24 protein-coding genes are annotated in these 25,182 nt (G+C 72.9%); 9 read left to right on the forward strand and 15 right to left on the reverse strand.

Annotated features, from left to right (window positions below; all coding sequences use genetic code 11):
- Positions 1–187: 187 nt before the first annotated feature.
- From ABZ371_RS10515 to ABZ371_RS10535, 5 genes are all read right to left on the reverse strand, one after another.
- On the reverse strand, positions 188–1,396 hold the full coding sequence (locus ABZ371_RS10515; protein WP_358676371.1) for an MFS transporter: 1,209 nt from the start codon (positions 1,394–1,396) through the stop codon (positions 188–190).
- A 376-nt stretch (positions 1,397–1,772) separates the two neighbouring features.
- Positions 1,773–2,993, reverse strand: coding sequence for an FAD-dependent oxidoreductase (locus ABZ371_RS10520; RefSeq protein ID WP_358676374.1), 1,221 nt, complete (start codon positions 2,991–2,993; stop codon positions 1,773–1,775).
- Positions 2,990–3,184 carry a ferredoxin gene (locus tag ABZ371_RS10525; protein WP_358676377.1) on the reverse strand — a complete coding sequence of 65 codons (195 nt, stop codon included), beginning with the start codon at positions 3,182–3,184 and terminating at the stop codon, positions 2,990–2,992. The genes ABZ371_RS10520 and ABZ371_RS10525 overlap by 4 nt, the downstream gene beginning before the upstream one ends.
- A gap of 56 nt (positions 3,185–3,240) precedes the next feature.
- Positions 3,241–4,161, reverse strand: coding sequence for a pyridoxamine 5'-phosphate oxidase family protein (locus tag ABZ371_RS10530; RefSeq protein ID WP_358676380.1), 921 nt, complete (start codon positions 4,159–4,161; stop codon positions 3,241–3,243).
- A gap of 30 nt (positions 4,162–4,191) precedes the next feature.
- Positions 4,192–4,647, reverse strand: a complete 456-nt coding sequence (locus ABZ371_RS10535; protein ID WP_358676383.1) for a VOC family protein — start codon at positions 4,645–4,647, stop codon at positions 4,192–4,194.
- Between the two features lie 159 nt (positions 4,648–4,806).
- Here ABZ371_RS10535 and ABZ371_RS10540 point away from each other — a divergent pair, with 159 nt between their 5' ends.
- Positions 4,807–5,382, forward strand: a complete 576-nt coding sequence (locus tag ABZ371_RS10540) for a CGNR zinc finger domain-containing protein (RefSeq protein ID WP_358676386.1) — start codon at positions 4,807–4,809, stop codon at positions 5,380–5,382.
- Between the two features lie 74 nt (positions 5,383–5,456).
- Here the strand turns inward: ABZ371_RS10540 and ABZ371_RS10545 are convergent, their stop codons facing one another.
- The 6 genes from ABZ371_RS10545 to ABZ371_RS10570 form a co-directional block, all read right to left on the reverse strand.
- A complete protein-coding gene (locus ABZ371_RS10545; RefSeq protein ID WP_358676388.1) occupies positions 5,457–7,145 on the reverse strand; it encodes an AMP-binding protein in 1,689 nt (562 codons plus the stop codon).
- On the reverse strand, positions 7,142–9,154 hold the full coding sequence (locus ABZ371_RS10550; RefSeq protein ID WP_358676391.1) for an FAD/NAD(P)-binding protein: 2,013 nt from the start codon (positions 9,152–9,154) through the stop codon (positions 7,142–7,144). Before ABZ371_RS10550 ends, ABZ371_RS10545 begins: the two co-directional genes overlap by 4 nt.
- Positions 9,155–9,195: 41 nt before the next feature.
- Positions 9,196–10,521, reverse strand: coding sequence for a methylaspartate mutase (locus ABZ371_RS10555; protein WP_358676394.1), 1,326 nt, complete (start codon positions 10,519–10,521; stop codon positions 9,196–9,198).
- 2 nt (positions 10,522–10,523) lie between these two features.
- Entirely contained in the window at positions 10,524–10,988 is a 465-nt protein-coding gene (locus ABZ371_RS10560) for a cobalamin-dependent protein (RefSeq protein WP_358676434.1), read from the reverse strand.
- A 231-nt stretch (positions 10,989–11,219) separates the two neighbouring features.
- On the reverse strand, positions 11,220–11,636 hold the full coding sequence (locus ABZ371_RS10565; RefSeq protein ID WP_190175017.1) for a cupin domain-containing protein: 417 nt from the start codon (positions 11,634–11,636) through the stop codon (positions 11,220–11,222).
- Between the two features lie 217 nt (positions 11,637–11,853).
- A complete protein-coding gene (locus tag ABZ371_RS10570; RefSeq protein ID WP_358676397.1) occupies positions 11,854–12,771 on the reverse strand; it encodes a LysR family transcriptional regulator in 918 nt (305 codons plus the stop codon).
- A 245-nt stretch (positions 12,772–13,016) separates the two neighbouring features.
- On the opposite strand from ABZ371_RS10570, the gene ABZ371_RS10575 reads away from it, so the two are divergent.
- Together ABZ371_RS10575 and ABZ371_RS10580 are read left to right on the forward strand one after the other, a co-directional pair.
- Entirely contained in the window at positions 13,017–13,694 is a 678-nt protein-coding gene (locus ABZ371_RS10575; protein ID WP_358676400.1) for a CGNR zinc finger domain-containing protein, read from the forward strand.
- Between the two features lie 186 nt (positions 13,695–13,880).
- Positions 13,881–15,281, forward strand: a complete 1,401-nt coding sequence (locus tag ABZ371_RS10580; RefSeq protein WP_358676403.1) for a vanadium-dependent haloperoxidase — start codon at positions 13,881–13,883, stop codon at positions 15,279–15,281.
- Between the two features lie 27 nt (positions 15,282–15,308).
- Here the strand turns inward: ABZ371_RS10580 and ABZ371_RS10585 are convergent, their stop codons facing one another.
- Entirely contained in the window at positions 15,309–15,962 is a 654-nt protein-coding gene (locus ABZ371_RS10585; protein WP_358676406.1) for a CGNR zinc finger domain-containing protein, read from the reverse strand.
- Between the two features lie 141 nt (positions 15,963–16,103).
- Here ABZ371_RS10585 and ABZ371_RS10590 point away from each other — a divergent pair, with 141 nt between their 5' ends.
- From ABZ371_RS10590 to ABZ371_RS10600, 3 genes are read left to right on the forward strand one after another with little or no spacing between them, the layout of a single operon-like run.
- Positions 16,104–16,640 carry an HPP family protein gene (locus ABZ371_RS10590; protein WP_358676409.1) on the forward strand — a complete coding sequence of 179 codons (537 nt, stop codon included), beginning with the start codon at positions 16,104–16,106 and terminating at the stop codon, positions 16,638–16,640.
- 7 nt (positions 16,641–16,647) lie between these two features.
- Entirely contained in the window at positions 16,648–17,286 is a 639-nt protein-coding gene (locus tag ABZ371_RS10595; protein WP_358676412.1) for a pyridoxamine 5'-phosphate oxidase family protein, read from the forward strand.
- A complete protein-coding gene (locus tag ABZ371_RS10600; RefSeq protein WP_358676415.1) occupies positions 17,283–18,326 on the forward strand; it encodes a TIGR03571 family LLM class oxidoreductase in 1,044 nt (347 codons plus the stop codon). The genes ABZ371_RS10595 and ABZ371_RS10600 overlap by 4 nt, the downstream gene beginning before the upstream one ends.
- 44 nt (positions 18,327–18,370) lie before the next feature.
- On the opposite strand, the gene ABZ371_RS10605 is transcribed toward ABZ371_RS10600, so the two are convergent.
- From ABZ371_RS10605 to ABZ371_RS10615, 3 genes are all read right to left on the reverse strand, one after another.
- Complete coding sequence (locus ABZ371_RS10605) at positions 18,371–19,408, reverse strand: endonuclease/exonuclease/phosphatase family protein (RefSeq protein WP_358676418.1); 1,038 nt, start codon at positions 19,406–19,408, stop codon at positions 18,371–18,373.
- Positions 19,409–19,574: 166 nt separating this feature from the next.
- Positions 19,575–20,246 (reverse strand): TetR/AcrR family transcriptional regulator, encoded by a 672-nt coding sequence (locus ABZ371_RS10610; RefSeq protein ID WP_358676421.1) that lies wholly within the window; start codon positions 20,244–20,246, stop codon positions 19,575–19,577.
- 133 nt (positions 20,247–20,379) lie between these two features.
- The gene (locus ABZ371_RS10615; RefSeq protein ID WP_358676423.1) at positions 20,380–21,996 is read right to left on the reverse strand and encodes an MFS transporter; all 1,617 of its coding nucleotides are present in this window, start codon (positions 21,994–21,996) and stop codon (positions 20,380–20,382) included.
- A gap of 275 nt (positions 21,997–22,271) precedes the next feature.
- Between ABZ371_RS10615 and panB the strand changes: the two genes are divergently transcribed.
- From panB to ABZ371_RS10630, 3 genes are all read left to right on the forward strand, one after another.
- Complete coding sequence (gene panB, locus ABZ371_RS10620; RefSeq protein WP_358676425.1) at positions 22,272–23,159, forward strand: 3-methyl-2-oxobutanoate hydroxymethyltransferase; 888 nt, start codon at positions 22,272–22,274, stop codon at positions 23,157–23,159.
- 120 nt (positions 23,160–23,279) lie between these two features.
- Positions 23,280–24,299: an ATP-binding cassette domain-containing protein gene (locus ABZ371_RS10625; RefSeq protein ID WP_358676428.1), complete on the forward strand. Its 1,020-nt coding sequence runs from the start codon at positions 23,280–23,282 to the stop codon at positions 24,297–24,299.
- Entirely contained in the window at positions 24,296–25,153 is an 858-nt protein-coding gene (locus tag ABZ371_RS10630) for an ABC transporter permease (protein ID WP_358676431.1), read from the forward strand. The genes ABZ371_RS10625 and ABZ371_RS10630 overlap by 4 nt, the downstream gene beginning before the upstream one ends.
- Positions 25,154–25,182 lie beyond the last annotated feature (29 nt).

Here is a 25,182-nt window from a genome sequence, read left to right on the forward strand (position 1 = left end):
CGGCCCCGCCCGGCGGCCCGGCGCGCCCCACGTCCCGCCACCCCCCCTCCGGCCCCCGGCCCGGCGCGCCGGTGCACGCCGGGCCTGGGCCCGCCAGCCGGTGGAAGCCGGCCTCACGACTTGTCGCCCTACGGCCTGCCGCCTTACGGCCTGCCAGCCGGCGCACGGCGGCCTTGCGGCCCGTCGGTCAGTGCACGTCGACCTTGTGCCCGTCACGGACGGCCGTCCCCGCCGCCACGATGCGGGAGGCCTTCGGCGTGCGGTCCAGGACGCCCGCCGTGACGGCCACGGCGAGGCCGGCGAGCGCGAGGACCGCGCCGACCAGGGCCGGTGACGTCCAGCCCCAGCCCGCCGCGATGGCCACGCCGCCGAGCCAGGCCCCACCGGCGTTGGCGAGGTTGAAGGCGGAGTGGTTGGAGGCGGAGGCGAGCGTGGGGGCGTCCTTGGCCTTGTTCATCACCAGCATCTGGAGCGGGGTGGTCGTCATGAAGCCGATCCCGCCCAGCAGCACGACCATGACGAGCGCGGCCCACCGCACGTGGACGGCGAAGGGGAAGACGGCCAGGACGACGGCGAGGGCACCGAGCGACCCGTACAGCGTGGGCCGCAGCGCGCGGTCGGTCAGCGGACCGGCCGCCAGGGCGCCCAGGGTCATCCCGATACCGAAGAGGGCGAGGACGAGGGTCACCGAGGACTCCCCGAAGCCCATCGCCTCGGTCGTCATGGACGAGAGGTAGGAGTAGACGGCGAAGACGCCCGCGAAGCCGAGGACGGCGGTGAGCAGCCCGAGCAGCACCTGCCGGTCGGCGAGCGCGCCCAGCTCACGGCGTACGTTCTGGTGCGCCTCGACGGGAATCTGCGGGACGAGCCGGGCGAGCGCGGCCATGGCGCCCAGCCCGATCACCGCGACCACCATGAAGGTGGCGCGCCAGCCGAGGTGCTGCCCGAGCAGGGTGGCCGCCGGCACGCCGACGATGTTGGCGACGGTCAGCCCGAGGAACATCGTCGCGACGGCCCGGGCCTGGCGCCCGTCCGGTACGAGGCGGGCGGCGACGACGGCGCCGACGCCGAAGAAGGCCCCGTGCGGCAGCCCGGCCAGGAACCGGCCCGCGAGCAGCCAGCCGAAGTCGGGGGCGAACGCCGAGGCGAGGTTGCCGACGGTGAAGACGGCCATCAGCAGCAGGAGCATCCGCTTGCGCGGGATCCGGGAGCCGAGGCCGGTGAGCAGCGGGGCACCGAGGACGACGCCGATCGCGTACGCCGAGACGAGGTAACCGGCGGTGGGTACGGACGTTCCCAGGTCGTCCGCGACGTTGGGCAGCAGGCCCATCATCACGAACTCGGTGGTGCCGATGCCGAAGGCGCTCACAGCGAGGGCGAGCAGGGCCAGGGGCATGGGGATGAACCTCTTTCGGGACGGTCGCCGCCTGCCCGTGGCGGGCGGGGCGGCAGGGGTGCGGGGGCGGGAGCGTCGGCTTCGTTGCCGGGACGGAGTATGTATCCCGTCGGAACAAAGTCTCTCAGAGGTTTTATGCCCGCAGGTGAACGAACCGTTGCGGCGGGGTGTGATGTGCGTATCACTCCGTCCACCGCTCCCCTGCCCGCCGGTCGCCCGCCCCCGCTGCCGGCGCTCCGTCCCGCCGTCCCCGGTACCCCCCGAAGGGCCGCCCCCGGAGCCCCGCGGCCCGCCGGGGGTGACGGCACGAGTCCCCGGCCGGGCCGTCACCCTCGTCACTCCGGCGCCGGGCTCCTCCCGGGGCCCGTGTCCGGTCTCAGCCGGCCGGCACCGGGGTGCTCCGCCGGTGCAGCTCCTCGCGGTAGGCGGCGAGGCGGGCGGTGCGCCCGATCGTCAGCGCCCCGACGAGGCGGCCCGCGCGGTGGTAGCTGACCTCCATGCGCCGGGCGGCGGCGTCGTGCTCGACGACGCGGGCCTCGTCGGCCGCGGCAGGCAGGCCCACCGAGCGGATCCGGGCTCCGTAGAGGTCCGACCAGAAGGACGGCACCGCGTCGAGGGCGTGCGGGCTGTGCGGGGTGAGCATGGTGCGGGCGGCCGTGGCCGCCTGGTCGAGGGCGTCGTTCCAGTGGCCGAGGGCCAGCGGCCGTCCGTCGGCGAGCGGCTGCGGCACCCTGGCGGCGTCCCCCGCGGCGTACACCCCGGGCACGATCCGGCCTTCGGTGTCCAGGGCGCGCAGCCACCGGTCGCAGAGCACGCCTCCCTCGGCGTCCAGCCCGGAGCCGGCCAGCCAGTGGGTGGCCGGTACGGCGCCCAGGGCCAGGACCGCCACGTCCGCGGTCACGGTCGTGCCGTCGCCGAGGACGGCGCCGGTGAGCGCGCCGTCGGGGCCGGAGAGAAGGGTCTCGACGGTGGTGTCCACGCGGAGGTCGACACCGGCCGTCCTGTGCAGGTCCGCGACGAAGGCGCCGACCGCCCTGCCGGCCGCGCGTTCCAGGGGCAGGTGGCCCGCCTCGACGACGGTGACGTCCAGGCCCAGGGCTCGGCCCGCGGCGGCCACCTCGCTCCCCAGGAAGCCCGCGCCGACGACCAGCAGCCTTCTGCCGGGCGTGAGTTCGGCACGAAGGCCGTGGGCGTCGTCGCGGTCGCGCAGGGTGAACACCCGCCGGGGCGGGGTGCCCCGGTCCGGCGGGAGGCGGCGGGCGGCGGCACCGGTCGCGACGAGCAGTCCGTCGTAGGGCAGCGTGGTCCCGTCCGCCAGCGCCACCGTGGCGGCGCGCGGGTCGAGGGCGACGGCCGGACGGCCGAGCAGCCAGCGGGCCCGGATGCCGTCCGGCACCGGGAGGGCCGTGTCCGGCGGGCCGCCGGCCGCCGTGAGGGCCTGCTTGGACAACGGTGGCCGGTCGTACGGGGCGTGGAGCTCGGCGCCCACGACGGTCAGTTCGCCCTCGAAGCCCTCCGCGCGCAGGGTCTGCGCGGCCCGCAGACCGGCCAGGGACGCACCGACGACCACCAGGCGGCGCCGGCCGTGCCCGGTCATGACGCGGGTGCCAGGGTGATGGCGCGGACCGGGCAGGCGGCCGCGGCCTTCTCCACCTGGTCGCGCAGGGCGTCGTCGGCCTCGGGCTCGAACACGAGGTACTCCTCGTCGTCGAACGAGAAGACCTGGGGCGCCGCGAAGACGCACTGTCCGTGGCTTTCGCACAACTTCATGTCCACGGCGACGCGCATCGTGAACTCCCTCGGGATGGTGGGCGGGTGGGGGACGGTGCCGCCGGACCGAGCGGTCAGGCGACGGACGGGTTGAAGCGGGAGTAGGCGGGCTCGGACCAGCGCAGGCCGGACGCCCCGGTGATCTCGCGCACCGCCTCGACGGAGAACTCGACGAGTCGCTGGGCGCCCGGTACGCTCCGGGCCTCCTCCTCGTCCCAGACGGTGCGGGCGGTGCCGCTGAGGTGCAGCGCGGTACCGGTGTCCCAGCCCGGGACGAGGAGGCCGGCCGTCGGGTTGAGGAGGAGGTTGCCCAGGGTCAGGAACATGGCGTTGCCCGTGTAGTCGGGCCAGCGCAGCAGGGTCGGGGAGAGCACCTGGACGAAGCCCGGGTTGCCGCCCCGGTGGGAGGCGTCCGCGTCACCGCGGTCGGAGGCCGTGGCGACGAAGAAGGTGTCGGCCTCGCGCAGCACCCGCTGCTGCCCGCCGGTCAGGGCGGTGGAAGCGGTGACGGTGCGCGCGACGGTGGACTCGCCGGGCCCCAGGAACCGGTGGTCGCGCTTCTGGAGGTACTTCGGGCAGTTGGCGATGACCTGGTCCAGCTCGACCCGCAGGCCGTCCCCGGCCCGAGTCGCGCGTCCGTTGACGCGCATCCTGCGCCGGGTGGCGGGTTCGATGCCGATCATGCCGATCCGGACGGCGGTCCGGTGCGCGCCGGCGAGGGTCTCGTGCAGGGGGTCGCCCGGTTCGGGCAGCGCGTCCACGAGGAGGGTGCGCGGGTCGGGGACCCGGAGGAAGCCGGGCCCCCCGGTCAGCTGGGTGGCCCAGATCCGGCCGGCTCCGTCCGTCCCGCCCACCACCAGCATGGGCTGTGCGGCGAGGAACGCCGCCGCCACGTCGGGCACGGTGTCACCGATGCCGCCCAGGGAGAAGTCCGCCTGGCGTTCCAGGCCGGCTCGTTCCTGTACGGCGCTCTCGCCGCTGTGATACGTGGCCACGGCGTTCCTTTCGGGCAGGTGCGGCCGGGTCTAGAAGAAGCCGCAGGTGGGCGCACCGGCGGTGGGGGCGTCGGCCGGGTCGGCGCCGGTCGGCGCGTAGATCTCCAGCCGGACGCCGTCGGGGTCGTTGAAGAAGATGCCGCCCGAGGTGCCGCTCTCGCCGTGCGGGACGACGCCCTGGTAGGTGAACTCGGCACCCAGCGCGCGCAGCACCTCTTCGGTGGCCCGGACCTCCTCGACGGTGTCCACCTGGAACGAGAGGTGGTGCAGACCGGGGCGGTCGGTCGCGAAGGTGCCGGTGCTCTGCTGCCACAGGGTGACCAGGAGCCGGGAGCCGCGGCCGAGGAACGCCCAGCGGCGGTCGTCCTCCTTGCCCTCGGCGAGGACCTCGAAGTCGAAGACCTCGCGGTAGAAGGCGAGGGAGCGGTCCAGGTCGGTGACGTTCACGCCGACGTGCCCGGTCTGGAGGTTCTGTGCCTTGGTCATCGTCAAACACCTGTGCCTTCGTCGGAGCCACGAGTTGATCTCGTAACCACTGAAAATGACTTTAGGGGTTAGAGAGGAAGCGAGTCAACCGCTCACGGGCGGATGGCTGGTTAGTATCGGAGGGGTAACCGTTTCCGCCTCCGCCGGAAGGACCTCGCCGTGCCGCCCTCCCCCGTGCCCGACCCGCGGCCGCTGACCGGCGAGCCGCTCGCCCTCGACCTGCTCAACACCCGGTGGATCGACGCCGAGGGCTCCCACGACCTGCTGGACCGGCCGGACGGGCTGGCGCTCTGGCTCTCGACCCCGGCCGTACGCGAACACCTCGGCAGCGCCCAGGTGCCCGCCGACCGCGCCGCCCTGGACCACCTGCTCCGCGTGCGCGGGGCCCTGGACGTGCTGGTCGCCACACCCGGACAACCCGATCCGGCAGCCCTGGCGGCGCTCAACGAGGTGCTCGCGTACGGGCGGATCCGGCGGAGCCTGGACACGGACGGGCGCCCCGGGTCGGCCGTCGAGGTGGAGGACGCCTCCTGGTCGCCGGCCTGGCACGCCGCCGAGAGCTGGCTCCGGCTGATGGACGACCGGCCCGACCGGGTGCGCCCCTGCGCCAACGACGAGTGCGTCCTGCACTTCTACGACGTGTCCAAGAACGGCACCCGCCGCTGGTGTTCGATGGCCGGCTGCGGCAACCGGGCCAAGGCACAGCGCCACTACGCCCGCCACCGCACGGCCTGAGGCCGCCCGGCGGAACGCCGCGGCGCCGGGCCCCGTGGTGCGGGGCCCGGCGCCGCGGTCGTCCGGAGCGGTCCTCAGGCGTCGAGCGGGTACTCCGTCCCGGCCGCGCGCTCCCTCAGCTCGGCCCGGCGCACCTTCCCGGACGCCGTGCGCGGCAGGGACGCCACGAACTCCACGGACCGCACCCACTTCTCGGGGGGCAGTTCGGCGCAGGCCCGGCCGAGCAGGTCCCGTGCCGTGGCGGCCGAGGCCGGGCTGCCCGGGGCCAGAATCACGTACGCCTTCGGGGCCCACAGGCCGACCGGGTCGGGCACCGGGACCACGGCCGCGTCGGCCACCGCCGGGTGGCGGCGCAGCGCCTCCTCCAGCTCGCGCGGTGAGATGCGGTGGTCGAAGGACTTGAACATGTCGTCGGCCCGCGCCAGGTAGACGAGGGAACCGTCCGCGTCGCGTACGGCCAGGTCGCCCGTGTGGTAGTAACCGCCGGCCAGGGCCTCCGCCGTACGGGCCGGGTTGCCCACGTACCCCCGCATCACGCCCAGCGGCGCCGTGGACAGGTCCAGGCAGATCTCCCCCGGTGTGCCGTCGGCGACGGGTGTGCCGGACTCCGGGTCGACGAGGACGACGGTGTACCCGGGCAACGGGAAGCCCATGCTGCCGGGCACCGCCGGCCGGCCGGGCGGGTTGCCGATCTGCCCGGTGGTCTCCGTCTGCCCGTATCCGTCGCGCAGCTGGATCCCCCAGTCGCGGGCGACCCGCTCGATCAGGGCCGGCTCCAGCGGCTCGCCCGCCGCGACGGCCTCCCTGAGCGCGGGCGGACGCTCGCCCAGGCCGAGGCCCGCCAGCGCGCGCCACACCGTCGGCGGGGCGCAGAAGGTGGAGACCTGTCGGGTGTGCAGGGCGTCGAGGATCTCGGCGGGGCCCGAGCGGGCGGCGTCCAGGGCGAGCACCGTCGCCTCGGCGTTCCAGGGGACGAAGAGCGAGCTCCAGGCGTGCTTGGCCCAGCCCGGCGCCGAGATGTTCAGGTGGACGTCGCCCGGCTGGACACCGTTCCAGTACATCCCGGACAGGTGGCCGACGGGGTAGCTGGTGTGGGTGTGCTCCACCAGCTTGGGCTTGGAGGTGGTGCCCGAGGTGAAGTACCGGAACAGCGGGTCGTCCGCCCGGGTGGGGCCGTCCGGTTCGAAGACGTCGGACGCCTGCCCGAGGGCGTCGTAGGACAGCCAGCCCTCCGCCTCACCCCCGACCGCGAAGCCGGTCCACCCTCCCGGCAGGCCGGTGAACCGGTCCGTCAGCGCCGCCTCGGCGACGACGTACCGCACCTCGCCCCGGCCGACGCGGTCCGCCAGCTCCGCGGGCGTCGCCGTCGTGTAGGTGGGGATGACGACGGCACCGGTCTTGACGGCGGCCAGCATCGTCTCCCACACCTCCACCCTGTTGCCCAGCATCAGCAGCAGGACGTCACCCCGGCGTACGCCCGCGGCGCGCAGGCCGTTGGCGAGCCGGGCGGAGCGCCGGGACAGTTCGCCGTAGCCGTACAGCTCGTCGGTCTCCGGTCCGCCGGTGCCGACGATCCGCAGGGCGGGACGGTCGGTACGCGTGGCGACGGCGTCGAAGTAGTCGAGCGCCCAGTTGAAGAACTCCGGGCGGGGCCAGTCGAATTCGGCCACCGCCTTCTCCAGGTCGGTGCGGTGCAGCAGCAGGAGGTCCCGCGCGCGCAGGAACTCCCGGGCGGCCACGTGCTCGTGCTCCTCCGTGCTCACGCGGGCTCCCCCTCACGGACGGGCGTGCGGACGGGGGCCGCCGGGCGGCGGGCGGCGGTCGCCTGCCGGGGCAGGCGGACGGGTCCCGCCGGGCGCAGCGCGTCCGCCGCGATCGCGTCGGCGTCCCGGTAGAAGAGGGTGCCGACGCCCGGGCGGCTGCTGCCGACCTGGGTGAACCATCGGGTGTGCTCGGTCGGGATGCCGAGGGCGTACAGGTCGGGCTGGACCCGGCCGGAGGCGTCCACCACGTGGAAGGGGCTGACGGTGACGTCCATGCCGCCGGTCACGTGGCGGTCCCCGTCCGGGCCCTCGATCGCGTAGGCGCGGACCATGCCGTCGTCCACCAGCTGCCGGGTCAGCGGGGAGGTGTCGCGCAGCAGGTCGGGGTTGGGGATACGGGCGTCGATCAGGGTCCGCGCGATCCGCCGGGAGCCGTGGACGCGGGGGGACCCGACCCGGAAGCCGCCGGCTTCCGGCGCTGCCTCGAAGACGGTGTCCGGCCCCGCGACCTCGACGACGCCCTGCGTGATCAGGGCCCTGAGCTGTTCCACCCGTGCCATCGGGGGGCCGGCCGACAGCAGGGCGTTGACGGGGAGGAAGCGGCCGTGGAAGAAGCCGGTGTGCGAGTCGGGCAGCAGCCCGCCGTGGTCGACGGCCTGGCGGACCACGTTGCGGATGTCCCGGAGCACGTCCAGTGCCGCTTTCAACGGGCCGTCGACCGTGCCGAGTTCGGCCGCGGCCAAGTCCTCGTCCATCACCTTCAGCAGGTGGGTGCGGAAGTCCTCCGGCGACTCGAAGACCTCCTGGCCGAACGGACGGGCCAGCGCGTCCAGGTCGACCGGCTCCACGTCGGCCAGCCCCGCCTCCATCAGCAGGGCGCGGCGGTCGCCGCCCTCACGCAGCACCTCGGCGTGCGCCCGGGCGAACTCCTCGGCCGCGGCGGTTCCCAGGGCCCGCCGTACCAGGGTGGTGAGGTGGACGTGGTCGATCTCCGCGCGGAGCAGCGGCAGCACGTCCTGCTCGAAGTCCAGCTGCCCGCTGCCGCTCCGGGCCCGGCGGGCCTCCCGGGCGCGTTCCAGTGCGTCGGCGGTGAGGAAGAGCGCGCGGTGGCTGTAGTGGGGCTCCTTCTGGTTGCGCCCGCGTGCGGGGATCGGCAGACCGCTGCGGGACCCGGCGACGATCCGGGGTTCCCGGCCGCTCGGCCGGTAGCGCAGCACGCCGTCGGGGCCGGTGCGGAACTCGCCGCCCCGGCCCACGGTCAGGGCCAGCATCACGTCGTAGAAGGAGAGTCCGAGGCCCTTGACGCCGACGACGCTCCCGGCGGGTATCTCGTCCTCACCGAGGGGCATGTCCGCCGCGGAGTCACCGCAGAGGTAGCGGGTACCGGGGGTCCGCGCGGCGAAGTCGAGCATCTCGCGTTCGAAGGCGCCCGGGGCGTTGACCGGGTGGCCGGTGGCCAGGACGACGCGGTCGGCCTCCAGCGGCCCCGGGTGGCCGTCGACGCCGAGCCGGTAGCCGCCGCCGGCGGCCGGCCGCAGCGAGGTGACCCGGCCGGTCAGCGGCAGGAGTTCCACATGACCGGGCATCGCGGCCACGACGGTGTCCAGGACGTGGGCGAGGTACTGGCCGTAGCGGACCCGGGGGGCGTAGTCGTCGGGGCCGAGGAGTTCCTCGCCCGCCTCCCGGGCCCGCCGGGCTATCCACTCGCCCAGCGAGGGTCCGGCACCGGGGCGGTCGGGGCCGCCGTCCGGGCCGCCGGAGTACATGGTCACCTGGCTGACCACGGTGTTCATGGTGAACCAGTCGTCCTGGTCGGTGCGCCAGACGCGGCCTGCGCCGATCTCGGTGGCGTCGATCAGGTGGACGCGGACGGGCCGGGGGCTGCCGCCGGCCTGCTCCGCCTCGGCCGCCGTCCGCACGGCGAGCCGTTCCAGCACGGAGATGCCCCGGGGGCCGCTGCCGATGACGGCGATGACGAGGGGGCGCGTATCGGACGGAAATCCGGACACAGCTACTTCCTAACGGGTGAGAAGTGATACGCGACGTGTGGTCAGCTGGACGCCGGGGTGCTCCCGACGGCGTACCGGCGCTCGCCCAGGGCGGCCCGGTCGAAGGATTCCTGGGTGTACGAGAGCATGCCGAGCAGGTCGTCCGCCCGCAGCCGTTCGCGTTCGGTCGCGGGGAGCGCGGGGATCGGCATGGCGCCGGTGGAGTGCCACTGGAGGGCGCCTCGGGCGTCGATGTAGCTGCGGGACCGGTTGGCGTTGTCGGCGTGCAGGCAGTACGGCACGTCCAGCAGTCCGCGCCGGAAGGCGTCGGCCAGGGCCCGCCCGGTGTCCGGGTGCAGCTCCAGGACGGTTTCCACCAGGGTGCGCGCCTCGGCCAGGACACCGAACTCCTGGTCCGCCGGAGCGGTGGCGCCGTTGCAGGCGGCGGCGGCCAGGGCGGCCTCCTCCAGGGCCCGCACGTTGTCCTGGATGGTGGGGATGCGGTGTGCCTCGGCGGGCGTCTTGACGATCATGCGTTCGGTCCCGGTGAGGACCGCCAGGCGGGCGCTGTCCCGCAGCAGTCTCAGCGCGCCTTCGGTGGTCCGCGGGAACACGCCCATGTAGGTGTAGAGGACGACGTGCCAGTCGATGCCGTCGAGGTACTCGCCGGCCAGGGTGCGCAGGGCCAGCAGTGCCTCGACGTCCTGGGCGTGGTGGGTCTGCTGGGCGTAGCTCAGCGACACGCTGCGCAGTCCCCGCTGCCGGAAGAAGACGCCTTCCAGGACGGAGAGCGCGACCAGCAGCCCGGGCGGGCAGAGCTGGCCGAGCATGCAGCCGCCGAAACTCTCCAGGTGGGTGCCCGGCCGGGAGGCGAGCAGTTCGCAGCTGCGGGCCCAGGCGTCGACGGATTCGTCCAGCGGTGTCCTGCTGTACGGCAGGCAGTAGGAGACCGGCCCGCCCTCCGTCGCGTCGAGACCCGCGTCCAGCAGGGCCTGGATGATGTGGTGCGGGTTCGCGGAGCCGTGCCGCACCTGGACCGCGAAGCCGGAGCCGGCGAGCGGGCCGGTCAGTTCCCGTGTCGTGCCGGGGCCGTGGGCCACGATCGGGTAGCCGTTGAGGTCCGTGCCGTCGGCGAGTGCCCGGCGCGCCGACTCGTTGTCGCCGACCCGGGTGTAGCTGTCGATCGTCAGGGTGCCCACCGTCCGGGCGCGGGCCTGCTTCACGGCGTGCAGTCCCTCGCGCATCCGTGGGATGTCGGCGAAGCCCATCCTGGGCTGGACGACGAGTTCGCCGGCCCGCACGCCGGCGGCCACCGCGGCCGCGAACGTGCCCTGCGCCGACGGGGCCGCCGGTGCGCCCGGACGGCGCTGTACGGAGTGCTCCCCCATGGTCACCGGGCTCCGGACGCGGTGAGCTGGGGCCGTGCGGACCGGGCGAGGTAGCTGCGGAACTCGGTGACCGAGGAGGTGTCCTCGAAGACGGCGTCGAAGCCGGCCTCGACGAGTCCGGGTGCGCAGGGCTCCGCGTCGGGGCCGCGGACCCCGAGCTTCCCGCCGATCACCACGCGCAGGTCGCGCAGGTCGGGGTGGCTGCGCAGCCGCCGCACGGCACGCGCGCCGTCCAGGGCCCCGTGTCCGTTGACGCTGCTGATGACGACGAGGTCGGGGCGGACCCGCCGGCATTCCTCGATGAGGAGTTCGTCCGGGACGCAAGAGCCGATGTTCGTCACCTCGTGGCCCATCTCCTCGATGAGGAGCTGGAGGAAGACGAGGTTCCAGGTGTGCGAGTCGGAGGAGACGCTGGAGACCAGGACCCTGCGGCCGCCGCGCTCGATGGCGGCGTCCGGCCCGTTCACCGGTTCCGCCGGAGTCTGGCCGTGCGGGTTCTGGAGGCTGTACGTGGACAAGGAACCGCTCTCTTCGGGTCGGCAGGATGACATGCGGAGCCGGGCGGGAAGCCCGCGGTACGACGTGGTGCGGTGCGGTGCGGTGCGCGGTACGGCGGTGCGCTGTGGTGCGGTACGCAGTGGTGCGGTGCGGGCGGAGCGTGTTCGCGGCGGGGGGACGCGCGCGCCTGCCCGCACCGGTCAGGGGGCGGCGGTGACGCCGACGGGGCGGAGCGGCTTCTGGGGGGTTCGCGCGGCGGCGGGCGCGGTGCGGATCGCCAGTACGGTGCAGCCCGTGCGGCTGGACATCTGGTGTTCGGTGCCGGGGCCCTCGACGACGAGGTCACCCTTCACGTACGAGATGCCGTCGCTGTGGTCGAGGACCCCGTCCAGGACCAGCATCAACTCGTGGCCCAGGTGCTCGTGGAAGTCTCCGTGCGCACCCGGCGGGAAGCGCAGGAGCAGGCCGACGGAGTCCTCGCCCTTCGCCTCGTCGGGAGCCCACAGCACGTGGTGCTCGACGCCGGTGCGGCCGGGCTCGGACCAGGTGACCCAGTTCAGGTCGTCCAGTTCGAAGCCGCTGCGAAAGACATTCGGAATGTAGGCGATGTCGGACACATTCCCACCTCTCAAAGGTTTATCTTGCATCTCCGTGAGAAGGCTATGCAGGACGGTGCCGATCCGATCCGCACCGAATGCGATGGGCGGTATCGCTTTTTTCGATGGGCCTGTTTCCCCGGCACCGGGGCCGGCGCCGGAAAAGCCGAAGGGGCGGGCGGATGGGATACGGTCACCCGTTATCCACCCGCCCGCCCCTTCGGCGTGCACGGCCCGGTCAGGCCGGTTGCGCCTCCAGCCGCCTGCCGACCCTGGCCGCCACGTCGCAGAAGGCGGACACCGCCGCCGTCGAGAGCTCGCGCCCGGCCCACAGCGCGCGGACACCGAGCCGCACGCGGGGCAGGCCGGGGATGACGGCGAGCCCGCTGCCCTCTCCCTCCGCCCGCACCGACTCGGCGGGCAGCATCGCGATCCCGTACCCGACGCGCGCCAACTCCCTCGCCCCGCTCACCGAGCCGGCCTCGATGACCTGCGGTTCGATGCCGTAGATCTCGCGGAGCGCGGTCACCATCACCTGGTGCGAGGAGCAGTCGGGGTCGACCGCGAGCACCTTCACCTGCGAGAGTGCCCGTGCCCGGTCCGCGCTCCGGGACAGCTCCAGCGATCCGACCGGCACCACTTCCAGATGCGGCAGTTCCTCGACCACCAGTCCGGCGGGTAAGTCCCCGGCGCAGGCGAAGTCCCCGTGCACCAGCGCCAGGTCCACCTCGTTGGCCTGGACGGCCCGGGCGGCGTTGCTGATGACGAGCTGACGGGGCGACACCTGCACCTTCGGGTACCGGTACCGGCAGTCCTGCACCAGGGCTCCGACCCGGGTCTCCAGGAGGAGCGCGGACGCCCCGACGGTCGCCCGCCCCTCCAGTTCACCGGACGGCTTGAGGGCGTTGGACATCTCGTCGACCACATGGAAGATACGGTTCGCGTATTCATGGAATATCTCTCCCGCAGGCGTCAGCCGGACGCCGTGCGGCAATCTCTGCACCAACTGCATACCGATACGCGTTTCCAGCGACCGAATATGCGAGGTGACACTGGACTGTGCGTACCCGAGGCTGCGTGCGGCCTTCGTCAAGCTGCCCAGCCTGGCGACTTCGCGGAAAGTTCTCAACTGATACAGCGCAAGATCCAATGTCATTTTCTCCCCCACAGAAAAAACGGCGTCGTACGGTAACCGGCTCCCGGCACGGTGTGGGGGCACCACTCTTCGCACGCCCCCCAGGCCGAGGAACCCCCGCTCCTCGATGGAGCGGGCCCCTTCGGACCTCTACTCCGCTAGCCTGGCCAGACTAACGGACCAGAGGCATACATCCCGTTAGCTAGATCCTGCCACGGGGCATGTGCCTCGAACAAGCGCCACCTCTCTCCCGTCCGAGGGCCAAGATGACGATGACTCAGACCGACGCGTTCCCCACCCCCCGGGACGTCCCGCCGCTGAACGGCGAGCCGTTGCCGCTGGAGTTCCTCAACACCGTCTTCCCGGTGCGCGGTGAGCTCCACGACGGTTTCCGGTCACCCGAGCTGCTCATCTGGTGGCTGCGCTCCTGTCGCGCCCTGTTCACCACCCCGATCGACGACTGCTCCCTCGGAGCCGTCGACGAGGCCGACGTGCTGGGCTTCACCTTGCTCAGGGACGCCGGCCGGCGCCTGGTCGACTCCTACGTGCGGTGCGGCGAGCCGGACCCGTGGGACGTCGCACAGGTCAACCGGGCGGCCGCCATGAGCCGTTCGCTGCCGTTGCTGCACTGGGCCCCGGGGGAGCGGCCGACCGTGAGGCACTGGTGCGCGGCGACGCCCCTGGTCGCCGCGCAGGCCGAGGTCGCCCACGCCCTCATCGAGCTGCTGGCCGGCTCCTCCGGCGTGGAGCCGGCACCGTGCACCGCGCCGGGGTGCGTCTTCTTCTTCGACCGCGGACGCTCCCGGAGGCAGTGGTGTTCGACAGGGTGCGGCAACAGGGCGCGCGCCGCCCGGCACTACGCCCGGCACCACCCCGCGGAGCACCATCCACGATCCGGTGGACCGAGTGACCATCTAACGACATCAGCATCAACAGGCCGTTAGGGAAACATGGACATCGCATGAAACCCGTGGACGCCCCGGGCCATCAGGATTCCCGATGGCTGGCATCTGGGGAGCCGTCGGTGACCGGGGGCGGCGGCGCCGTACGTTTCTCGGCGAAGAAGGCATCGCCGAGGTGACGACGCGTCAGAAGCGTCACCGGGCGCCGACAGACAGGGATCTCATCTCATGCTCCGCTCCATACGCAAGGGCAGGACTCTGCGCGTGGCCGTGGCCGGCCTGTCCCTCGCGGGCGTCGCCACGCTGGCCCCCTCCGTGCCCGCGGCGGCCGAGGTCACGCCCCCCGCCGGCGAGACCTCCGTGCCCTCCACGGCACGCGGCTCGCAGGACCACGTCCTGTACTGGAACACCGTGCTGCTGGACGTGTTCCGCAAGACCGGCGGGACGCCCGGACCGCTCACCCGCGGTGGTGCGATCCTCGACCTCTCGATCTACGACACCGTCAACTCCATCCGCACCATCGGCAAGCCGTACCTCACCAAGGACGCCTCCGCGGCCGGCGCCTACGGATCCCTGAACACGGCCATCGACCACGCCGCGTACACCGCGCTGCGCGGCGCCTTCCCCGCCTACCCGGCCGCCGACCTCGACGCCAGGCTGAAGACCGCCCTGGCCCTCCCCGACGTCGGCAACTCGTCCCAGCGGGCGTTCGGCCGCGACCTCGGGACCAGGGTCGCCACGGCCCTGCTGGCCCACCGGACGGGCGACGGCTCGGACGACACCACGCCGTACGTCGCGACCGCCGCCCCCGGCCACTGGCAGCCGGCCCCGGGCAAGCCCGCGGGCGCGCCCAACTGGGGCAAGGTGAAGCCCTTCGCCATCTCCTCCGGCAGCGCGTTCCGGCCGGGCCCCATCGGCGGCTTCGCCACGCCCGAGGCGCTCCTGAAGAGCCCCGAGTACGCCGCGCAGGTCAACGAGATCAAGCGGATCGGCGGGAAGAACTCCACCGCCCGCACGGCCGACCAGACGCAGCTGGCCCACTTCTGGGCCAACGACATCGACGGCACGTACAAGCCGGTCGGCCAGCAGTACGAGCACACGGCCGTGATCTTCCGCAAGTACCGCCCGTACGGCAGTTCCTTCGAGAGCGCCAAGCTCTTCGGCCTGACGTCCGCCGCACTCGCCGACGCGGCGATCGCGATCTGGGACTCCAAGTACGCCACCGACTGGGACGTGTGGCGCCCGGTGGACGCCATCACCCGCGCGAACGAAGTCCCCAACGCGGGCATCGTCGCCGACCCGGCCTGGCAGCCCGAGGAGCAGGACCTGGCGGGCAACAGCTTCAGCCCCAACTTCCCCACCTACGTCTCCGGGCACTCCGGGGTGGGCGCCGCCTGGGCCGGCATCGTGCGCAACTACTTCGGCACGGACAAGCTCTCCTTCACCGGCGGCACCGACGACCCGCTGGCCCGGGGCGTCACCCGCTCCTTCCCGAGCCTGAGCGCCGCGGCCCAGGAGAAGGCCGACAGCCGCAAGTACATCGGCGTGCACTTCGAGTGGGACAACGCCGCCGCGCTGAAGCTGGGTTACGACCTCTCCGACGAGGTGTACCGCACCATCCTGAACTGACCCGCGGCGCCCCGTCCGCGGCAGGTGTCAGCCGTCGCTCGCCCGTGAGCGGCGGCTGTGCCGTGAGACCCGTACGCGGTTGCCGCACCCGACCGTGCACCAGGCACGGCGGGCATGCCTCCGGACGAAGTACAGGATGCATCCGGGCGCTTCGCAGGCCCGCAGTCTCCCGGCGTCCGGTCCGCCGAAGAGCTCCACCGCCGCGCCGGCCGTCGCGCCGAGCGCCACCAGGAACGGGTCCGGCTCCGGGCACCGGTCCACCACGCACAGGACCCCGCCCTCCGGCCCTCCTTCGGCGGCCCTCAGCTCACGCCACCGCGCGGCCCTCCCCGCCACCTCGTTCACCACGGCCAGGTCCGCCGGGTCCGGGGGGCGGCCGGCGGTGAGCGCGGACGCCAGCGACCTCAGCGCCCTGCGCAGCGCCAGGAACGCCTCCAGGTGGTCCCGGCCCGGCCGGTCGAAGGCCCCGATCTCCGCCGTCGCCCGGGCGGGGAGGACGTCCCGGTGCGACACGAGCCACTCCCGCAGGTCCCCGGGGGTGGAGAGCGCGTCCACCAGGTGCCCCCGCACTCCGCCCCTGATGTACGTGGTGTTGACCAGGTCCAAGGCCAACGGCTCCCCCGTCAGAGGGAGTTCGTCGATGGGCGACCGGCCGCGCCGCCGGTCCGTCTGCTCGCTCATGCACCCATCCTGCCGTCTCGATTTCGCCGCCATAAGCTAATGGATGTGCGTAGGATGCAGCCATTAGCTCATGCGCCCGCCGCTCCCGCACCCCCGGTGCGCGCATTCCCGGCTCATCCCGTTCCCATGGAAGGAACTTCCGTGTCCGACACGCAGGTGTCCGAGCTCCCCTCGCAGCGCCGCCTCAGCTCCGTCCTGACGAGCAAGGCCCCGGCCCGCCCCGCGTTCCCCGTCGTCTCGGTGGCCACGCTCGGCGGTGTCACGGCCCTCGTCGCCCTGGTGGCCCTCGGCGTCCTCCTCGACCAGACGGTCCTCATCCCGCCGCTCGCCGCGAGTGCCGCCCTGGTCTTCGCCGCCCCGGCGCTCCCCCTGGCGCAGCCCCGCAGCGTCATCGGCGGTCAGCTGGTCTCGGCCGTCGTCGGCTTCGTGTGCCTGGCCGTCGGCGGCAGCTCGGTGTGGACCTCCGCGGTCGCCGGCGGTCTGGCGATCGGCGCGATGGCCCTGGCGAGGACGCCCCACTCCCCGGCGGCGGCGACCGCCGTCATCGTGGTCGTCACCCAGCCCTCCACGGTGCTCTTCCTGCTCCTGCTGCTCCTGGCCACCGCGGTGATCGTCGGCGTCGGCATCCTCGCCGGCCGTAGCGGCAGGACCCCCCGCTACCCCGCCTACTGGTGGTAGACCGGCGATGACCAGCCGTTACGCACAGCTGCTGTTCACGCCGCCGGTCCAGGCGCACCAGGAGGAACAGGGCAGCCGGCGCAACTACGCCGCGATGGCCGAAGGGCCCGCGGAGGCCGACCGCCTGACCCCCTCGGAGGCCGCGTTCATCTCCCGGGCCGGCAGCTTCTACCTGGCCAGCACCGGTTCGACGGGCTGGCCCTACGTGCAGCACCGGGGCGGTCCACCGGGTTTCCTGAGGGTCCTGGACGAGCGGACCCTGGGGTTCGCGGACTACCGGGGCAACAAGCAGTACATCACCACCGGGAACCTGGACACCGACGACCGGGTCTCCCTGCTGCTGATGGACTACCCCGCGCGCAGGCGGCTGAAGATCCTCGGGCGCGCCCGGGCCGGCACCCCGGACGAGTGGCCCGCCTCGGCCGGGCCACTCGTCCCCGACGACTACCGGGCCGCGCCCGAGCGGGTCCTGTTCGTCACGGTGGAGGCCTACGACTGGAACTGCCCCCAGCACATCCAGCCGCGCTACACCCTCACCGAGCTGGAGGAGGCGCTGAAGCCGGTACGGCAGCGGATCGCCGAGCTGGAGCGGGAGAACTCCCGGCTGCTGGCGGCCGCACGGGCGAGCGGGCAGCAGACACCGTGAGCGCGGGGGACGCCGGCCGCACCCCGGTGGGGCCCGCCACCGGACCCGCCACCGCCGGGGGGCCGCGACATCCCGGGCTGCTGCGGCACCCCGGGATGCTGCGGGCCTTCCCCGGCGGGCGGGCCACGCTCGGCCTCATCGCCCCACTGGAGTCGTTCACCGGGGACGTGCCGTCCATGGCCGGTCACCTCCGGCTGGCCCGGACGGCCGAGGACCTGGGATTCTCTACGCTGTGGCTGCGCGACGTGCCCCTGCTCGTGCCCGGCGAGGGGGACGGCGGCCAGCTCTTCGACCCCTGGGTCTGCCTCGGGGCGCTCTCGGTGGCGACCCGGCACCTCGCCCTCGGCACGGCGAGCACCGTGCTGCCGTTGCGTCACCCGGTCCACGTGGCCAAGGCCGCGAACTCCGTGGACGTGCTCTCGGGCGGCCGGATGCTCCTCGGCGTCGCCCGCGGCGACCGCCCTGGGGAGGTGCCCGCCTTCGGCCTCGACCCGGCCGGCCTCGCGGACGGGCTGCGGCACGGGTGGGAGTACGTACGCCACCTCACCGAGCCGGGCCCGCCCGGATTCCTCTCCCCGCTCGGCAGGGTGCCGCCCGGATCCGCTCTGCTGCCCCCGCCCGCCCGCGGCCGGCTCCCGATGCTGATGACCGGCCGCGGCGGGCAGCCCCTGGAGTGGACGGCACGGCACGCGGACGGCTGGCTGTACACGGCGCTGGAGCCGGAGCGGCAGCGGGCCAACACCGCCCGCTGGCGCCGGCTGACCGGCGAGGCGGGCTCCCCCGGTTACAAGCCGTACGCGCAGGCGGGTTACCTCGTACTCGACGAGGACCCGTACGCGTCGCCGCGCCCGCTGGCGCAGGGCTGGGCGATGGGGCGGGAACCCCTGCTGGACCTCTTCAAGACCTACGAGGCCGCCGGTGTCGACCAGCTGATGGTCAACCTCCGGCACAACACCCGCCCCGCGCTGGAGGTGATGGAGGAGCTGGCGGCCTGTCTGCTGCCGCACTTCCCCGCCGGCGAGGTCCCGTCCGAGGGGTAGGGGCCGCCGGCCGCCGTCATCGCGGGCCCGGCCGGGCCGCCGGCCTACTCGCTGCCGGCGAGGTCGACGCTCGCGGCGATCGGGAGGTGGTCGCTGTCCGTCGCGGGGAGGGTCCAGGAGGAGACGGGCTCGACGCCCTTGACCATGATCTGGTCGATCCGTGCCATCGGGAACGACGCGGGCCAGCTGAACCCGAACCCGTCGCCCGCCGCACCCTGGGTGGAGCGCATCTGGGCGGTGACGGCGTTGAGCGAGCGGTCGTTCATCGTGCCGTTGAGGTCGCCGAGCAGGACCACCCTGGCGAGCGGCTCGCCGGCGATCGCCTCGCCCAGCGCGTCGGCGCTCTTGTCCCGCTGGTTGGCCGTGAAGCCCGCGTTCAGCTTGACCCGTACGGAGGGCAGGTGCGCCACGTACACGGCGACGGGCCCGTCGGGCGTGGTCACCGTGACACGCATCGCCCGGGTCCACCCCAGCTTGATGTCGACGGGGCGGGAGTCGCTCAGCGGATAGGTGCTCCACAGTCCGACGGTGCCCTGCACCGAGTGGTGCGGGTAGCGGCCGGCGAGTGCGTCCTCGTACGCCGCCACCTTGCCGGCGGGCAGTTCCTGGAGGGCGACGACGTCCGCGCCGGACCCCGCGACCTGCTGGGCGGTCCCCGCCGGATCCGGGTTGCCCGCGTTGACGTTGTGCGTCGCGACGGTGAAGTCGCCCCCGGTGCCCGACTTGTCGGCGAACAGCAGCCCGCCGAAGAGGTTGAGCCAGACGGCGACCGGCAGGAGCAACGCGACCAGGGCGGTCGCCGAACGCCTGACCAGGCCCAGGACCAGGAGCACCGGCACCAGGAGGCCGAACCAGGGCAGGAACGTCTCGACGAGGCTGCCCGTGTTGCCGATCGTGTTCGGGATCTCCGCGTGGAAGACCATCACGAGCGTCAGCAGGACCGAGCAGAGCGCGAGGACGATGCCGCGCCGCCACAGGCCCGTGTCGGCCGCGAGTCTGCGCCGCAGGTCCCCGAGGCGGGATCCGGGCCGCCGGGGGCCCGTACCGGCGTTCTCGGTGTCCGCCCTGTACGCCTGCACCATTGCGCTGTCCTCACTGCCTTGCCGTACACATCGCCGCGCCTCACGACCCTAGGCGATGGACGACGCCGTTCCTGCCGTCGACGACGGCCGTACCGACATCAGGACGTCGTCGGCCGTGTCGCGGGTTCCGGGCGGACGGCGGTCACGGGACCTTGTTACGAGACGCTCACACAGCTGTCGCCGCCGCCTTCTCGGGCCTGACCTGGGCTTTCGGCGCGAGTCCCTCCAGCAGGGTCTGGATGACGCGCTGGGCGAGGTCCTCCGGCAGGGGTGCGTCGGGGCGGTGGACCGTGCGCACGAGCATCGGGCCGAGGAAGAGGTCGTCCATCAGTTCCACGTCGAGGTCCCCACGGAGCTCCCCCGCGTCCACCGCGCGCCGCACCGCGGCCAGCATCGCGACCCGGCGTGGCCCGATCACGGTGCGGTGGTACTCGGCCCAGAGCCTGGGGTGGCTCTTCATCTGCGCGAACACGTTGTGCAGGAGGACGGAGGAGCGCTGGGCCAGCCCGCGGGTCCGCATCGACTCCAGCAGTTCGCGCAGGTCCGCGAGGCCGGCCGTGCCCGAGACGGTGGGGTCCGCCGGCTCGATCTCGCGCAGGACGTCGACGAACAGCGCCTCCTTGCCGCTCCAGCGGCGGTAGATCGTGGCCTTGCCGACACCCGCCGTCCGGGCGATGCGCTCGATGGACAGGCCGGCCAGCGGTTCGCCGGCCTCCAGCAGCTCCACGACGGCGTCCAGGATCGCCCGCTCGGCGGCGGCGCTGCGGGGGCGGCCGCGGCGGGGTCCGGGGCCGCCGTCACCGGCCGGGGGATCCGGTTGGTCCTGTGCCGCCTGCACGTGGTCACCTCTCGCCGTACGTGTGCGCTCCCGGTGAGCGCCGCTCACCGTTCACCTCGTCGTCCGCTGATTCTGGCCGACCGGCGGGGTGCGGGGCGAGCGGCCCGTACCGGGAGCGCCGGGCCCCGCCCCCTCAGCCCTCCGAGGGGCCCGTCCCGGCCCGGGCCGGGACGGGCTCCGCCCGGCCGGGGCCCTGCTCGCCGCCGGTCCTGCCGGGCAGGAACAGGGCCACCACCACGGCGCCGACCAGGGCGACCGCAGCCGAGCCCAGGGCCGTCACGTGCATCGCCCCGATGAACGCGTCGTCGGCCGCCGCGATCAGCGGCCTGCCCGCCGGACCGAGCTTCGCCGCCACGCCGAGCGTCGCCTCGATCGACTCTCCGGCGACGTCTCTGGCCCCGGCCGGGACAGCGTCCAGGTGACCCTCGATGTCACCCCGGTAGACCGTCGAGAGCACCGAGCCGAGCACGGCGATACCGAGCGCCCCGCCGACCTGGCGGAAGGTGTTGTTGATGGCCGAGCCGGAGCCGGCCCGTTCGCGGGGCAGTGCCTGCATCACGGTGACGGTGACGGGCGGCATGATGTGCGCCATGCCCGTCCCCTGGACGAAGAAGACGACACACAGCACCCAGACGGGCGTGTCGGCGTCGAACAGGGCGAAGGCCGCGAGGCCGCCCGCGACCAGCAGCATGCCGGCGGTGCAGACCGCGCGGGCACCGAACCGGTCCACGACCAGCCGGGCCCGCGGCGCGAAGATCATCTGTGCGGCGGCGAGCGGCAGGATCAGCAGCCCGGACTGGAGGGCGGTGTAGCCGCGCACGCTCTGCAGGTAGAAGGCGGAGAAGAACGTGACGCCCATCAGCGCGAAGAACACCAGCGCGATGGCGGCCACGGCGGCGGAGAACGCCGGCGTGCGGAAGTACGAGATGTCGATGGAGGGGTGGCTGCTGCGCTTCTCGTGCCAGACGAAGGCCGCCAGCACCAGCAGGCCCCCGAGCAGCGGCGCCAGGACGGTGAGATCGGTGAAGGAGGCGAGTTCCCCGCCCCGGATGATGCCGTACACGAGCAGGACCAGGCCGACGATGGACAGGACGACGCCCAGCGGGTCGACGCGGCCCGGGTCCGGGTCCCGGGAGTCCGGGACGAGGAGGATCATGGCGATCAGCGCGAGGACGACGACCGGGACGTTGACCAGGAAGATCGAGCCCCACCAGAAGTGCTCCAGGAGCACTCCGCCGGTGATCGGGCCGATCGCGATGCCGAGCCCGACTCCGCCGGCCCAGATGCCGATGGCCTTGGGCTGTTCGTCGCGCTCGAAGACGTTCATCAGGACGGCGAGGGTGGCGGGCATCACGAACGCCGCGCCGAAGCCCATCAGCGCACGCCAGGTGATGAGTTGGCCGGGCGAGGTCGAGAGCGCGGCGAGTGCCGATCCGGCGCCGAAGACGAGGATGCCGGCCAGGAGGACCTTCTTGCGGCCGATGCGGTCGCCGAGCAGCCCGGCGGTGAAGAGGAGGCCGGCGAAGACCAGTGTGTAGGAGTTGATCGACCACTCGAGCTCGCTCTGGGTGGCGCCGATGCCGGTCGGCGCCGGGCTGGCGATCGTCTTGACCGCCACGTTCAGGATCGAGTTGTCCAGGACGACGATGAGCAGGCCGAACATGAGGACGGCGAGGATCGCCCAGCGGCGGCGGTGGACCGCCTCCGGGACGCGGGGCGCGGCGGCAGGGGCGCCGGACGGTATGGACATGCGATCACCCTAAGGCAATTCCGATACGGAACCGTCTCGTATTGGAAAGTCTTTACCGGCTGGACGGACGGGGTTCACGTAGGGCGGAGGGGGCCGGCGCACAGCCGTCCGGCCCGCGCGGCGTACCGCACGCCACGCGCGCGGCACCGTCCGGGAGGCACCGGGGCGGAACCCCTCCGGGGGCCCACTTCCCGGGAACGCTCCCGGGATGCCACCATGGAAGGGATCCGGGGACGCCGTCAGGGTGCCTCGAGATGACGAAGGAGCCGTTGGCCATGTCGCTGCAGGCTGCGCAGAACCAGTCCGCCACACCTCCCGCAGGTCCCTCCCCCGCCGCCGGCAAGGCGCTGTACGGGGGAAAGAGCACCCGCCGCATCACCGTCCACGACATCGCCGCCGCGACCGAGCGGGGCGAGAAGTGGCCCATGCTGACCGCCTACGACGCGATGACCGCGTCCGTCTTCGACGAGGCCGGCATCCCGGTCATGCTCGTCGGCGACTCCATGGGCAACTGCCACCTCGGCTACGAGACCACCGTGCCCGTCACGATGGACGAGATGACCATGCTCTCCGCCGCCGTCGTACGGGGCACCAAGCGGGCCATGGTCGTCGCCGACCTGCCCTTCGGCGCGTATCAGGAGGGCCCGGTCCAGGCCCTGCGCAACGCCACCCGGCTGATCAAGGACGCCGGTGTGGGGGCCGTCAAGCTGGAGGGCGGCGAGCGCTCGCACGAACAGATCCGGCTGCTCGTCGAGGCCGGCATCCCGGTCATGGGCCACATCGGCCTGACCCCGCAGTCCGTCAACGCCATGGGCTACCGGGTGCAGGGCCGCGGCGAGGAGGCCGCGCAGCAGCTGCTGCGCGACGCGAAGGCGGTGCAGGACGCGGGCGCGTTCGCCGTCGTCCTCGAACTCGTGCCGGCCGAGCTGGCCGCCGAGGTCACCCGCATCCTGCACATCCCGACCGTCGGCATCGGCGCGGGCCCCGACACGGACGCCCAGGTGCTGGTCTGGACGGACATGGCCGGGCTGACCGGCGGCAAGGTGCCGCGGTTCACCAAGCAGTACGCGGACATGCGCCGGATGCTGGGTGACGCGGCGAAGGAGTTCGCCGACGAGGTCGTCGGCGGCACCTTCCCGCAGCCGGAGCACACCTTCCACTGACGTCCCACCGACCACTGCCGCACCACCGACAGCCCGCCGACTTCCCCCATCGGCGGGCTGTCGGCCGTGCGGGGGCGGTGTCAGCGATCTGTCGGTGCGCTGTCGGTGGCGGCTGGTCCCATGGTGGGCATGACGCGAATCGACAGGAACCCCAGGAACGGCGCGAACGCCGTCGAGGTACGGGGGCTGGTCAAGCACTACGGCGAGACCAAAGCACTGGACGGCGTGGACCTCGACGTGCGCGAGGGCACCGTCCTCGGCGTGCTCGGCCCCAACGGCGCCGGCAAGACCACCCTCGTGCGCTGCCTCTCCACCCTCATCGTGCCGGACGCCGGACACGCCGTCGTCGCCGGCTACGACGTGGTGAAGCAGCCCCGGCAGCTGCGCCGCACCATCGGCCTGACCGGCCAGTACGCCTCGGTCGACGAGAAGCTGTCCGGCTGGGAGAACCTCTACATGATCGGGCGGCTGCTCGACCTGCCGCGCAAGAAGGCCCGCTCCCGCGCCGACGAGCTGCTGGAGCGCTTCTCGCTCACCGACGCGGCGAGGAAGGCCGCGATGGAGTACTCCGGCGGAATGCGGCGCAGGCTGGACCTGGCCGCGTCCATGATCGGCAGCCCGGCGGTCCTCTACCTCGACGAGCCGACGACGGGGCTCGACCCCAGGACCCGCAACGAGGTCTGGGACGAGGTGCAGCGCATGGTCGCGGAGGGGGCGACCGTGCTGCTCACCACGCAGTACATGGAGGAGGCCGAACAGCTCGCCAGTGAGCTGACGGTCATCGACCACGGCAGGATCATCGCCCGGGGCGGTGTCGACGAGCTCAAGGCCAAGGTCGGCGGCCGCACCCTGCAGATCAGGCCCTCGGACCCGGCCGAACTCGCCGCCATGGCGCAGGCGCTGCGGGAGGCCGGTCTCGACGGCGTCGCGGGCGCCCAGGCCGTGCCGGACGAGGGGCTCCTGTACGTACCGATCCTCAGCGACGAGCAGCTGACCGCGGTGATCGGCCTGCTCGGCACCCGGGGCTTCTCGCTCGCCCACGTCTCCACCGCACTGCCCAGCCTGGACGAGGTGTTCCTCGCCATCACGGGCGACAAGGCCACCGTCACCGACACGACCCCCCAGGAGGTCGCGGCATGAGCACGACGACTCTGACGCCCGCCCCCACCGACGCGGCCGCGTCCGCCCCGGCCAGGAAGCTCCACGACGAGGGCAGGATCGGGGTGCGGAACAACCTGCGCCACATCGGGGCGCTGGTGCGGCGCAACCTGCTCCAGATCAAGAAGGATCCGGAGTCGATGTTCGACGCGCTCCTGATGCCCGTCATCTTCACGCTGCTGTTCGTGTACGTCTTCGGCGGATCGGTCGGCGGCAGCATGGGCGGCGGCCGGCAGGAGTACCTCAACTACCTGATCCCCGGCCTGATGGCGATGATGGGCATGAACATCGCCATGGCGGTCGGCTCCGGCGTCAACGACGACTTCCGCAAGGGGGTCATGGACCGGTTCCGCACGATGCCGATCGCCCGCTCCTCGGTGCTGATCGCGAAGATAGTGGTCGAGCTGGGCCGGATGATGGTCGCGACGCTCATCCTCCTGGCCATGGGCTTCGCGCTCGGCATGGAGCTCCAGGAGTCGGTGCTCGGGCTGGTCGGGGCGATCGCCCTGTCGGCCGCGTTCGGTGCGGCCATCATGTGGATCTTCATCCTCCTCGGACTGACCATGAAGACGGCCCAGGCCGTGCAGGGGATGGGGATGCTCGTGCTGATGCCGCTCCAGTTCGGCTCGTCCATCTTCGCGCCGACGCAGACGATGCCCGGCTGGCTCCAGACCTTCACCGACTACAACCCGCTGTCCAACCTGGCCGACGCCGCCCGCGCCCTGATGATGGGCGGCCCGCTCGCCCACTCGGTCTGGGTCACGCTCGGCTGGACCGTGGCCATCACCGCGGTGACGGCCCCCCTCGCGGTGTCCAGGTTCCGCAAGAAGTCCTGACGGACCAGGCAGGCGCCGGGGCCCGCCGT

Origin of the sequence: Streptomyces sp. NPDC005899 (genome assembly GCF_040629645.1) — a bacterium.
In the GTDB taxonomy this organism is placed as follows: Bacteria; Actinomycetota; Actinomycetes; order Streptomycetales; family Streptomycetaceae; genus Streptomyces.

Coding starts and splice junctions, on each gene's coding strand:
- ABZ371_RS10515 (WP_358676371.1), bottom strand. CDS start 1,396: ATGCCCCTGGCCCTGCTCGCCCTCGCTGTGAGCGCCTTCGGCATCGGC.
- ABZ371_RS10520 (WP_358676374.1), bottom strand. CDS start 2,993: ATGACCGGGCACGGCCGGCGCCGCCTGGTGGTCGTCGGTGCGTCCCTG.
- ABZ371_RS10525 (WP_358676377.1), bottom strand. CDS start 3,184: ATGCGCGTCGCCGTGGACATGAAGTTGTGCGAAAGCCACGGACAGTGC.
- ABZ371_RS10535 (WP_358676383.1), bottom strand. CDS start 4,647: ATGACCAAGGCACAGAACCTCCAGACCGGGCACGTCGGCGTGAACGTC.
- ABZ371_RS10555 (WP_358676394.1), bottom strand. CDS start 10,521: ATGGGGGAGCACTCCGTACAGCGCCGTCCGGGCGCACCGGCGGCCCCG.
- ABZ371_RS10570 (WP_358676397.1), bottom strand. CDS start 12,771: ATGACATTGGATCTTGCGCTGTATCAGTTGAGAACTTTCCGCGAAGTC.
- ABZ371_RS10575 (WP_358676400.1), top strand. CDS start 13,017: ATGACGATGACTCAGACCGACGCGTTCCCCACCCCCCGGGACGTCCCG.
- ABZ371_RS10580 (WP_358676403.1), top strand. CDS start 13,881: ATGCTCCGCTCCATACGCAAGGGCAGGACTCTGCGCGTGGCCGTGGCC.
- ABZ371_RS10585 (WP_358676406.1), bottom strand. CDS start 15,962: ATGAGCGAGCAGACGGACCGGCGGCGCGGCCGGTCGCCCATCGACGAA.
- ABZ371_RS10595 (WP_358676412.1), top strand. CDS start 16,648: ATGACCAGCCGTTACGCACAGCTGCTGTTCACGCCGCCGGTCCAGGCG.
- ABZ371_RS10605 (WP_358676418.1), bottom strand. CDS start 19,408: ATGGTGCAGGCGTACAGGGCGGACACCGAGAACGCCGGTACGGGCCCC.
- ABZ371_RS10615 (WP_358676423.1), bottom strand. CDS start 21,996: ATGTCCATACCGTCCGGCGCCCCTGCCGCCGCGCCCCGCGTCCCGGAG.
- panB (WP_358676425.1), top strand. CDS start 22,272: ATGTCGCTGCAGGCTGCGCAGAACCAGTCCGCCACACCTCCCGCAGGT.
- ABZ371_RS10625 (WP_358676428.1), top strand. CDS start 23,280: ATGGTGGGCATGACGCGAATCGACAGGAACCCCAGGAACGGCGCGAAC.
- ABZ371_RS10630 (WP_358676431.1), top strand. CDS start 24,296: ATGAGCACGACGACTCTGACGCCCGCCCCCACCGACGCGGCCGCGTCC.